This window comes from Streptomyces sp. NPDC093065 (assembly GCF_044754585.1).
In the GTDB taxonomy this organism is placed as follows: domain Bacteria; phylum Actinomycetota; class Actinomycetes; order Streptomycetales; family Streptomycetaceae; genus Streptomyces.
Genome location: NZ_JBIVPJ010000017.1, coordinates 178980 through 189510, shown reverse-complemented (window position 1 = coordinate 189510; position 10531 = coordinate 178980). Strand labels below are relative to the sequence as shown.

The 10531-nt window shown below is 69.0% G+C and carries 9 protein-coding genes and 1 pseudogene; 2 read left to right on the top strand and 8 right to left on the bottom strand.

Annotated features, from left to right (window positions below; all coding sequences use genetic code 11):
* Window positions 1–640: 640 nt before the first annotated feature.
* The 6 genes from ACIQFU_RS27085 to ACIQFU_RS27060 form a co-directional block, all read right to left on the bottom strand.
* The gene (locus ACIQFU_RS27085; RefSeq protein ID WP_402554773.1) at window positions 641–1813 is read right to left on the bottom strand and encodes a serine hydrolase domain-containing protein; all 1173 of its coding nucleotides are present in this window, start codon (window positions 1811–1813) and stop codon (window positions 641–643) included.
* 54 nt (window positions 1814–1867) lie between these two features.
* Window positions 1868–2437: a 2OG-Fe(II) oxygenase gene (locus tag ACIQFU_RS27080; RefSeq protein WP_402554772.1), complete on the bottom strand. Its 570-nt coding sequence runs from the start codon at window positions 2435–2437 to the stop codon at window positions 1868–1870.
* Window positions 2434–3813, bottom strand: coding sequence for a cysteine--tRNA ligase (gene cysS / locus ACIQFU_RS27075; RefSeq protein WP_402554771.1), 1380 nt, complete (start codon window positions 3811–3813; stop codon window positions 2434–2436). The genes ACIQFU_RS27080 and cysS overlap by 4 nt, the downstream gene beginning before the upstream one ends.
* Before the next feature lie 51 nt (window positions 3814–3864).
* Window positions 3865–4794, bottom strand: coding sequence for a hypothetical protein (locus ACIQFU_RS27070; RefSeq protein ID WP_402554770.1), 930 nt, complete (start codon window positions 4792–4794; stop codon window positions 3865–3867).
* A gap of 13 nt (window positions 4795–4807) precedes the next feature.
* Window positions 4808–5929 (bottom strand): sugar-transfer associated ATP-grasp domain-containing protein, encoded by a 1122-nt coding sequence (locus ACIQFU_RS27065; protein ID WP_402554769.1) that lies wholly within the window; start codon window positions 5927–5929, stop codon window positions 4808–4810.
* Between the two features lie 103 nt (window positions 5930–6032).
* A complete protein-coding gene (locus ACIQFU_RS27060; protein WP_402554768.1) occupies window positions 6033–6236 on the bottom strand; it encodes a hypothetical protein in 204 nt (67 codons plus the stop codon).
* A 419-nt stretch (window positions 6237–6655) separates the two neighbouring features.
* Here ACIQFU_RS27060 and ACIQFU_RS27055 point away from each other — a divergent pair, with 419 nt between their 5' ends.
* The gene (locus tag ACIQFU_RS27055) at window positions 6656–7996 is read left to right on the top strand and encodes a transcriptional regulator (protein ID WP_402554767.1); all 1341 of its coding nucleotides are present in this window, start codon (window positions 6656–6658) and stop codon (window positions 7994–7996) included.
* A gap of 187 nt (window positions 7997–8183) precedes the next feature.
* Here the strand turns inward: ACIQFU_RS27055 and ACIQFU_RS27050 are convergent, their stop codons facing one another.
* On the bottom strand, window positions 8184–8669 hold the full coding sequence (locus tag ACIQFU_RS27050) for a hypothetical protein (protein WP_402554766.1): 486 nt from the start codon (window positions 8667–8669) through the stop codon (window positions 8184–8186).
* Between the two features lies 1 nt (window position 8670).
* Here ACIQFU_RS27050 and ACIQFU_RS27045 point away from each other — a divergent pair.
* Window positions 8671–8832: pseudogene (locus ACIQFU_RS27045) on the top strand (pyridoxamine 5'-phosphate oxidase); the annotation flags it as partial.
* Between the two features lie 13 nt (window positions 8833–8845).
* On the opposite strand, the gene ACIQFU_RS27040 reads toward ACIQFU_RS27045, so the two are convergent.
* The gene (locus ACIQFU_RS27040) at window positions 8846–10495 is read right to left on the bottom strand and encodes an oxidoreductase (RefSeq protein ID WP_402554765.1); all 1650 of its coding nucleotides are present in this window, start codon (window positions 10493–10495) and stop codon (window positions 8846–8848) included.
* Window positions 10496–10531: the final 36 nt, after the last annotated feature.

The following is a 10531-nucleotide window of genomic DNA, read 5'->3' as shown; positions in this document are numbered from 1 at the left end:
TTCGAAAGCTCAACAGCTCCGGGCTCAGCTACGTTCTCACTGGTCATCGATGCATCCTCCATGATCGGGAGTTACACCGAACGATTTACAGTCCCCGTGGGAAGCCCATCGGCGCTAAAGTCTTGCCTGCCGGGCGGCAGCCCGGTGGCAGTGGGCGCTTCGAAAGAGCGCCAGAGGGTGGGGACCCAAGTTGGGGTCCCCTGGAGTGTCCGGTGGCATTCCAGGATTTTCATACCTCTTTTGCGGAGAGCAACCGCATGCCTGCCTGACCCGAACCGAGGAACACATTCCCCCGGCCTGCACCCGGGAGCACCACCCTGAGTCGCTGCACCGGCGCGATCTCAGTTCGTCACCTGTTGGTGGCCGGACTGAGCGCGCGCATGTTCTGTCCGGCCTTGTTGGAAGGGCTGGACATTGGACAGGGTCACCCTCAGCGTCCTCGCTGCATTCTCACTGATCAGCTTGGCTCTCGGCTTCGGTACAAAGCTCGGCCGCGAGATCGACGAAATTCTAGATGCGTGGCGCGGGCCGATCGCTCGTATCCGTCGCTGGTGGCGCAACCGCCGGAATCGGCCTTGATCCATCTGGCCCTGACTTACGTGAGGGCCAGGGCGGCAACGGTAGAGGGGCGCCCGCACGCTCACCCCACTGACTTCCGCACCGCGTCGGCCAACACAGCCGCACGGACATCGTCGGAGCCGTTGATGATGTGGTTCATCACGTACCCGAGGGCGATGCCGCGCTCGGGGTCGGCGAAGGCGAGTGAGCCTCCGCGCCCGGTGTGGCCAAAGGCGTTGGGGCCGGTCATGAGGTTGCCCTCGGTGGGGAGCATGTATCCGGTGCTGAATCGGCTCGGGAACATCAGCACCTGGTCCTTGCCGCTAGCCCGCTCTTCGGTCGCGGACGCCAAGGTCTCCGGGGCGAGCAGACGTACGCCGTCGACTTCGCCGATCAGTGCGGCGTACATGCGGGCCAGTGAGCGTGCGGTGCCGATGCCGTTGGAGGACGGGAGTTCGGCGGCCTGCACCTCGGGGGAGTCGAAGTCGATCGCGGCCGGGTCAGTGACCGCGAAGGCCCGGTTGCTGAAGGAGTTCGGGTCGCGCCAGGCTGCGACCTGTTCGCGGAGTTCCATAGGAACCTCCTCGGCGGGCACGGTGGTGAGGTCGACGGCCGGGCGCTTGTACGCCATGCGGCTGACTCGGTCGCGTTCGTTCGCCGGCAGGCCGATGTAGAAGTCCAGACCGAGGGGTTGCGCGATCTCGTCGGCGAAGAAGCGGCCTGGAGAGCGGCCGGAGACTCGGCGGATCACCTCGCCTACCAGCCAGCCCCAGGTCCGGCCGTGGTACCCGTGTGCAGTGCCCGGAGTCCACAGCGGGCGCTGGGCCGCGAGCGCTGCTGTCATGGGGTCCCAGGCCAGTGCCTGGGACAGCGGGAGCGGTTCGTCCAGGGCGACCAGGCCGGCCTGGTGGGACAGGAGCCAGCGGACGGGGATGTCCGCCTTGCCGTTCGCCGCGAACTCCAGCCAGTACTTCGCCACCGGTGCGTCGAGGTCGAGCATGCCGCGCTCGACCAGCATGTGCACTGCGGTCGCGGTGACCCCCTTGGTCGCCGAGTAGACCAGCTGCAAGGTGTCCCGTTCCCACGGACGGCCGGTGTCAGCATCGGCGACGCCACCCCACAGATCGACCACCGGCCGGCCGTGCCAGTAGACGCACACGGCCGCGCCGATGTCCCCGTGCTGGGTGAAGTTCGCTGCGAACGCCTCGCGGACCAGTTCGAATCCGGGCGCTACCTCACCGTTGATCGTCGTCATACCGTTCATCCTGGCAGCCGCGCTGCCCCGGCTGACAGGGGAACTGGCCTCTGCTCAGAGGCGTTCGGCATCGACGCGTACGACGAGGGTGACGCGTTCGCCCCTCGTGATCGGCCGTACGCCGTGGATGTGGTCGCGGGTAGCCGGGAAGGCGACCAGGCTGCCGCAGGGGGGCTTGATCTCCTGGGTGGGGTTCTCGAAGAACAGCTCGCCTCCGCCGTAGGAGTCCGGCGTGTTGAGCCAGACCACGAGGGTGAGGTCGCCGCCGACGACGGGCTGTCCGTTGGTCCGGGCCCGCTCGCGCTCGATGTCGGTGACCTCGTCGTGGTGGGCGACGAAGCCGACGCCGGGGCCGTAGCGGTAGACGACCGCCGGCTGAGTGGGTATGCGCTTCGGGACGATCTCGAAGTGGCTGCGTAGGTGGGCAGCGCAGTGGGAGATGACCGCCTCCTCCAGGTGCGTCGGGATCTCGACGTACTCGCTCTTGCGCAGCGATTCGTCGATGACGCCCTGGTAGGTGCGGGGGCGGGCGGTGTGGCTCTTCACGTGGTCCATCAGCGCTCCGCAGAGGCTGAGAGGGATGGCGCTCTCTACGACGAGCGGTAAGCGGCTCTTCCAGGTCATGTGGTGCTCTCCTTCCACCAACGGGTGCCTTCGGGCGAGTCCTCAAGGACGACGCCCTGCTGGGTGAGCTGGTCACGGATCGCGTCGGCCTCGGCGAACTTCCTCGCCGCACGGAGCCGGTCGCGTTCCTTCACGAGTTCGTCGACGGCGGCGTCGCTCTGGGCAGCGCCGGGGATGTCGAAGGTTCCGAAGAGGTTGTTCACGTCCTCGATCAGCCGCAGGGCGGCCGGGCCGGCCGGCTCCTCCTTGCGGTTCTGCTCGCGGATGTACTGGAACAGGGCGGCGAGGGCACCGGGGGTGTCGAAGTCGTCGTCCAGGCGCTCGCGCATCTCCTTCCAGGCGTCCGTCGCGCGTGCGCTGTTCGCCGGGCTGTCGGTGTGCGCGGGGTCGATGGTCCGGGCGAAGTTCTCGATCCGGCGGCGTGCCCCTCGGGCCTGCTCCAGGGTGGAGTCGTTCAGCTCCATGGAGGAGCGGTAGTGCTGGGACAGGAAGGCGTGCCGCAGGGTGCGGAAGTCCGTCCGGGCGAGGGCGTCGCGGATGGTGAGGAAGTTGCCGGTACTCTTCGACATCTTCTCGCCGTCGACCCGCAGCAGACCGGTGTGCATCCAGTAGCGGGCCAGGGGCTCGATGCCGGAGGCGGCTTCCATCTGGGCCACCTCGGCCTCGTGGTGCGGGAAGATGAGGTCGACGGCGCCGCCGTGCAGGTCGTACGAGGGCCCGAAGAAGGTCTCCGTGATCGCGGTGTCCTCGATGTGCCAGCCCGGCCGGCCCGGTCCCAGGTCGGTCTCCCAGAACGGCTCGCCGTCCTTGCGGCCCTTCCACAGGGCGAAGTCGCCCGGGTTGCGCTTCTTCGAGTTGTCGTCGATCCGCGACACCGAGTCCTCGGGACGGAGATCGGTGCGGCCGGAGAGCTTGCCGTACGCGGGGAACGACGCCAGGTCGAAGTACCAGCCGTCATCGAGCTTGTAGGCGTGGCCACGCTCGATCAGCCGCTTGATCTGGTCCACGATCGCGTCGATGTGGTCGTGGGCCCGTGCGTGGACGTCGACACGGGTGTTCCCCAGTGCGGCCATGTCCTCCAGGTACTGCTTCTCGAAGAGGGCCGCGATCTCCTCCGGCGGGACGCTCTGCTCCGCCGACCGCCGGATGATCTTGTCGTCGACGTCGGTGATGTTCTGGAGGTACGTGACCTTGTACCCGCTCGCCTCCAGGTACCGGGCGATGAAGTCGAACTGCGTGTACGTCTTCGCGTGCCCGACGTGGCTGGGGCCGTACACGGTGGGTCCGCACACGAACATCCGCACCTCGGCCTCCCGCTCGGGGCGGAACTCCTCGACCTGGCCGGTCAGCGTGTTGTGGACCTTGATCGACATCATGCCTCCTGTATAAGCGAATCACGCAGCGTACTGACGCCCGGACATAAGCGTCTAACTGGAACCGCCGCTCTCGCCGAAGGGGACGAACCGCGGGGACGGCAGGGTGGCGAAGATCGCCGCATCTTCCCCGAGAAGGTGGTGGTTGGCCTGCTGGTACGCCTTCCGTACGGCCTCGATCGCCCCGGGGCTGAGGTCCATCCCGACCACGCGGCAGAACTCGCTCAGGGCCTCGCACCGCCGCTCCAGGTCGACCATCGACAGCGGGTCACACTGCTGGGCCTCGATCAGCAGGTTCTCCTGCTCGCTGCTGATCAGGCCGAGTGCGCCGAGGGAGTACAGCTTCCACTTCATGTTCGGCAGCAGCTGGCCCGAGCGGGCGTACATCCAGTCCACGACCTCGTCCAGCGCCCCGGAGAGGACGAAGTGGCCCGTGGGCACTCCGACCCGCCGCGCCATGCGCAGCGGGATCTCGCGCACGTCCCAGGTGATCCGGTTGTGCAGCCGGTAGGTCTCGCCCTCCAGGCGCTGGAGCTGCTCGCGCGTCTTGTGGGAGATCATCGCCCCGAAGGCTTCTTCGCGGTCGAACAGCGGCTCGCCCTTGTTCCCGTAGGCGTCGCACTTGTCGCTGTTCCACGTCGTTCGGGGGTCGGCCTCGTACTGGAAGAGGAGCTGGTGGACGTTGACCTCCATGCGTCCCCAGGGGACCGGCAGGTGGAAGCTGAACTCCGGGATCCAGGCGGGGAGCCGGTCGCGGACCAGGGCATACGTGTCCGCCGGCCTCGCCCTCCACTCGTCCTCCTTGATCGGGACATCGAGGATGACGGCCAGATCGAAGTCGGAGTCGGTACTGAATCGGGTGACGTTGCGGGGCGCGACCGCCGAGGAGGACAGGACGTAGAGCGCCTGGACCTCAGGCATCGTCTTGAGTGTGTCGAGCAGACCTCCGGCCGCGGCGCGGGCCTGCATTCTCAGGTTTTCCACGGGAACTCCTTGGTCAGATGATCGGGCGGTCCATCACGGAGCGGAGCGCGGGAACGAGCTCCAGCGCGACGCCACCATGGGTGCGCTGGATATGTGCGAGGGAAGGGCTGCTGTTGCCCTCGATGACCACAGGGCCGCCGGGCGTGAGAGCGATGTCCCAGCCGATGAAGGGCACCTGCGGGAACAAGCGGGCACAGCGTTCGGCCAGCTCTCGGACCTCCGCCATGCGGGAGATCCGGTGGTCGGCGAACGGCACCGAGCTGACCCCGTGCCGGGTGAGCGCGTTCAAGCACCGGTCGTACCCGTGACGGTCGAGCCTTCCATCGGGATGAACACGGATCTGCATGCCGCCGGCGGCGGAGTTGTCCGTGGTGCTCTCGGTACCGCCGAGTTTCAGCATCACGTACAGGACCTCGGCGCCGCCTTCCCGCAGCAGGGTGATCACGCGGAACGTGTTGAGCGCATACGGGTTCAGCACGTCCAAGTCGGGATGCTGCGGAACGTGCTGCTCCACCAGCCACGTGCCCCACCGCTGCGCGTAGGCCGGCAAGTCGAAGTCGTCCTCACCAGGCCGCACGATCACGATGCCGGACCCACCGCTGGAGTACCGGGAGGGCTTGACCACCACACGACCGAGTCCGGAAGCGTGGCCGAGGACCTCCGTCAGCCGCACCACATCACCAGCGGACGTCACACCCGCGCGGCGGTCACCGCTCGCGATCAGCGCGGGCTGCGGGATGCCGGCCGAGGCGAGGATCCTCTTGCAGGACGTCTTGTCGTCCAGGTCGATCGCGTCCCGGTTCACTCGGGGAAGGAGCCGATGGAACAGGGCCGTCTCCGGCAGGAACGAGCAGGCACTCTCGACGGACACCTCACGCCTGTAGCTGCCGTAGCGGAAGTAGTGGAACGGCAGGCAGCGCCACCGCGCGGAGACCTTGACCAAGTCGCTGGCGATGCGGGCCAGGCTCTTCCTGTCCTCTGCGCGCAACATCGCGGGAAGGTGCTCATGCCGCAACTGCCGCACCTGGTAAGGGAGAAACCGCGCGCCGGACACGCGAGGAACAACCTGGGTGCGGAACCACTCCTCGGTCAGGGCCTGGCGGTGGTTGAATCCGCGATTCGCGGTGCGTCTCATGGTGCTCCTCCCGTTTCTCAGTGGTCCGGGGTCCCGGCGATGGCCAAGGTGACGACGAGCGCACTGACGACGATCACGTAGGCCACGACAGCGAGGCGCTGCCTCATCGGGCGGGCCCGACGTTGTCGGCCGCGGTCGACCAGGCGATGCCGTTCACGGGCTGGATGTGGGCGATGCGGATGAGCCGGCCGCCGTGCCTCTCGTGGACGACGGCCGTCAGCTCCCCTTCACCCCGGCTCGCGATGTCGCGGACCATGCGGTGAAGGAGGGGGTGGTCCTCCCGGCCTTCGGCGTCGACTGGATTCACTGCTCGGACTCCTCGCGGTCGCTCGTTCCGCGACGGAGGAATCTCTCCCACCCGGATTCGGCGCGGGCTCGGAGGGCCGGGCTCGGACCGGCCGGCGGCTCGGGAACCGTGTGCTGTCGTCCGCTGTCGCCGGGCGTACGGACGGGCAGAGGCTGGCTCATCACGATCTCCTCGGGGGTATGCAGCCCGCCACCCACGCGAGGGACGTCGATGACGGGCTGCGGTCCTGGGAGCCGTCCGGAGCGGGGCGGGGGAGCCGGTTAACCCGGGTGCTCAGCTCCGAACGGCGTGAGGCCCAGTGAACGGCCGTGGACCACGGGCCCGGAACGTTTCCAGGGGGCTCCTCCAGCGAGAGAAACCCCCGTTTCTCGCACCCACGGGGAGTAGCCTCCTGACTACCAACCTGAGGGGAGGGTGGGATGTCTGACCCGATGGCTCTGCACCCACTGACCTACGTGCGAGAAGGCAAGGGCTGGGGCAAGGCCGAGTTAGCCCGGCTCATGCGCGAACGCGGGGGCGAGCTGGGCGTACCGCTGGCCACCAACCGGACGACGGTCTGGAAGTGGGAGCAGGGGCAGGCGCCTGACACGGACGCGCAGCGGGTGCTCGCCGACCTGCTGGGCGTCCCCGAGGAACACGTACGCTCGGTGCCCTGGCCTCGATGGCTGCCGGCCTGGGAGTCGACAGCCCTGGCGGCCCCGTGGACTCCGGCCGGCACCGTGAAGGTATTGGCTGATCTGGTCAGGAGCGGCCACATGGATCGTCGGGGCTTCCTGTCCATCACCGGCGGTGCGCTGACGGGAGTCGCCGCCAACTGGGCAGCCGCACCGGAGGCGTTCGCCTCGGCAATCGACGGCGACCGCGTCACCGATGCCATGGTGACCACCATCGAAGCGCGCGTAAACACCCTCCGTACCCTCGACGACCAGATGGGCGGCGCCCGGCTCCTGGACCAGGCCACCAGTGATCTCGCACTGATCACCAGCCTCCTCGACCACGGGCGCTACACCGACGCCGTCGAGCACCGCCTGTACGCCACGGCGGCCCGGGTGTCGTACCTCGCCGGTTGGATGGCCTACGACAAGGGCCTCCGCTCCCTCGGCCAGCGCTATTACGTCGGAGCCCTCCGCAGCGCTCACAGTGCCAAGGACGATGGCTTCGGTGCCTTCATCCTGGCCGAGATGGGCGTCCACGTCTCCGACGCTGGTGACACAGCCGCGCGCGTGAAGCTGATCGACACCGCCATCGGCAACGCCCCGTCGGCCCTCCCGCCGGCGGCGGCCTCGTACCTCTACCTCCACCAGGCCGAAGCCCTCTCCCGAGACACCCAGCACGAGGCGGCTGGCAAGTCCCTCAACCGGGCCTACGACCTGTGGGGCGCCCACCTCGAAGGCGACCGCCCTGATTGGCTCGGCTGGTACGGCGAGGCCCAGCTCAAATCCACCGAAGGCAAGATCATGCTCCGCTCCGGCTTCCCCGAGCGAGCAACCAGCGCCCTCGCGGTAGCCGTCGAACAGGCGGTCCCGCGTGACCGGGCCGTACGTTCCGGCCGCCTCGCCACAGCCCGGCTGGCCGCCCGGGACCTCGACGGCGCTCTCGACGCCGCCAGCGTCGGACTGGAGCTGCTGGAAAACCGTGTCCGCTCCGACCGGGCACAAGTCCGGCTGACCAAGTTCAGCCGCTACCTCGAACCGCATGCCGCGGTGCCGGCCGTACGGGCGTTCCGCGATCGCCTCTCGGCTCTGCCCGCTTCGGTCTGACAGCACGAGGTCTCGCATGCCCCGACCGTGGTGGAGCCGTCGATCTTCGGGCAGGAATCGTGCACCCACAGTGCAGTCGTGCGCGAAATGCCCATCAGTGACCCACCGCCCGAGCTGATCCGCGATGCAGTCAGTCCTCAACTAAGGAGGCCGAGGACGTCATGTCGGCGAGCCTCGCACCGTGAGGTCACTCTTCGATTAGTTGCAAGGTGGCTGCCCGATGGTCACCTGCTGCTGCCAGCCCATCGACGAGGCGTCGCCACCGTGCAATGTGATCCGGCAGCATTGCATCGCGTGAGTGCAGTGTCTTGAGCCAGTCGGTGACGTACCAGCACTTGTTGGCGATGACGCCATAGTTGCCGTCGACCAATTGCTCCGCCAAGGTGAGCCCTGTGTCCCGCTGCCATTCAAGCGGAGCGCACTTGCCGAGTTTCGCGAGTGCGTCGAGGGCCTTGGGTTCCTGCCGGGCGATCCCTACCCAACGCGCGACAAGGCCCTCGAGGTTGTCGGGGTGCAGCCAGCCTTCTCGGGCGCGGGCTAGGGTCGCGTCGATGTCGGTGTCGCTCATGTCGATCTCGGGTGCAGGCAGTAGCGCCCCCAGAGCGTAGTCGCCCCAATGGTGGTCGGTGCGTAGTTCGTTGCCGTCGCCGATGGCATCGAGGGCGGCCTCCATGTCGCTGATGCGCGCCGACGCCTGGCGACCGGAGCGGTGGCCGGCTGCCGACGCCCAGCCGACCAGCGCCGAGGTGACGCTGGCCCAGCTGAACCTGCCGGGCCTGACCGTCGGCCAGGTCGAGGAGGCCGAACGGGAGTCGCTGCGCCTGCGTTACGAGTGAACTCCGTGCCCGGTCACTGCCGGCTGACCGCCCGCGACACCCCCGCCGTGACCGTCGTCGCCAGGATCCAGCCGGCCGCGATCAGGGCGTAGGAGAGCCACTGGCCGGTGCCCCGGGGGGCGAAGGCGGGCTCCTGGCCGAAGGTGACGATCGGGACCAGGAGGTCGAGGGTGTAGAAGACGGCGTTGAAGGGGGGTGCCTTGCCGGGCTCGAGGGGAGCGGGGGTGTGCAGGGCGAAGTACAGGGCCCCGCAGGCCAGGAGGGTGAGGAGCCACAGGCCCGCGCGGAGGGGGCGGTAGCCGTAGCCCACGGCGGCGTCCTGGACGTGGCCCCAGAGGCGGGTGTGCGCGGGGAGACCGGCGCGGCGGTGGCGTTGCTTGGCCAGGAGGACCGTGCGGGCCTCGTCGTCGTGGCCGAGACGCCGGTAGGCCGCCGCCAGTTGCTCGTAGGGCTGGGGGAGGTAGCCGCCGGGCGAGCGGCGGATCCAGCGGACTCGTTCGGTGGCCGGCAGGGGCGAGGCCAGCGTGTCGTACGTCGTGTCGGTCAGGCGGAGGTCGGCGGGCCAGGTGTCCGGGGCGTCGTGGAGCGTGCCGAGGTGGGCGTTGCGCGCGTCGACCACACCGTCGACCGGGCGGCGGGTGCGCAGGTCGGTCTCCCGGGCCCGGGTCGCTCGCAGGGACAGGGCGGTGCCGCCGGGGTGGGCCAGTTCGGCGTCGCGGAGGCTGAGTTCCGTGCCGACCTGTGTGCCGTCGAGTTTCACCGCGCCGTCGACCGTGAGACCGAGGCCCAGGTCGAAGTTGCGGGCGACCGTGACGTCCACCGCCTCCAGGGCGACGTCACCGGTGTTGCTCAGCCGGGCCCCGCAGAAGCCGATGGCCGCCGCGACCGTGGCGCCGGAGAGGATGATCCGGCCCTCGGCGCTGAAGCCGGGGTGGCAGGTGAAGTCCTCGGCGACCCGCACGTGGTAGGCGTCCAGGGCGTGGCGGCCGGGGGCGCGGAGGGAGGCGCCCTCCAGGTCGAACTCGCCCTCTATGGCCGCTCCGGACAGCCGGAACGTCCCCTCCACGGCCAGGTTGGTGCACAGTGCGTCGCCGCCCACCTGGGCGTGGACCGCCGATATCGCCTCGCCGTCGGGGAAGGCGATCTTCGTGTCGCGCAGGTCCAGGTCCCCGTTGATCTGGGTGCGGGTGAGGGTCAGGGGGCCCGTGAGGCGGCAGCCGGTGAGGACCAGCCTCGCGTCGATCTGCGCCGTGTCGGCGACGAGTCCGGGCAGGGTGCAGTCCGTCATGGCCAGCTCCCGGGTCCGGGCGCCCTGCAGCAGCGGTGCCTCGTCGAAACGGCAGCCGGTCAGGACGACCGGTGCCGTGATCTCCGCGAACCGGAGGTCCAGGAGGCCCGTGATCCGCGCACCGGTCAGGCGGAGCGCGGGGCGGTCGCCCGGCGCGTGCCCGGCGTGGGCGCCCAGCAGCAGGGCCGCGACGACGTCGGACCGGATCTGTGGGGCGGGTGCCGCAGGGCCGACCCCGCCGACCGGGCCGACCCCGCCGTCCGGGCCGACCCCGCCGTCCGGGCCGGCCGGGCCGACCGGGGCTTCGACGGGTCGGCCCTGCGGGTAGGCGTCCCACAACCGGCGTTCGTGGGCGTTGAGTTCGTTGAGGCGCACGGACGACGATCTTCCTGGGGCCACAGTGTGCCGGGC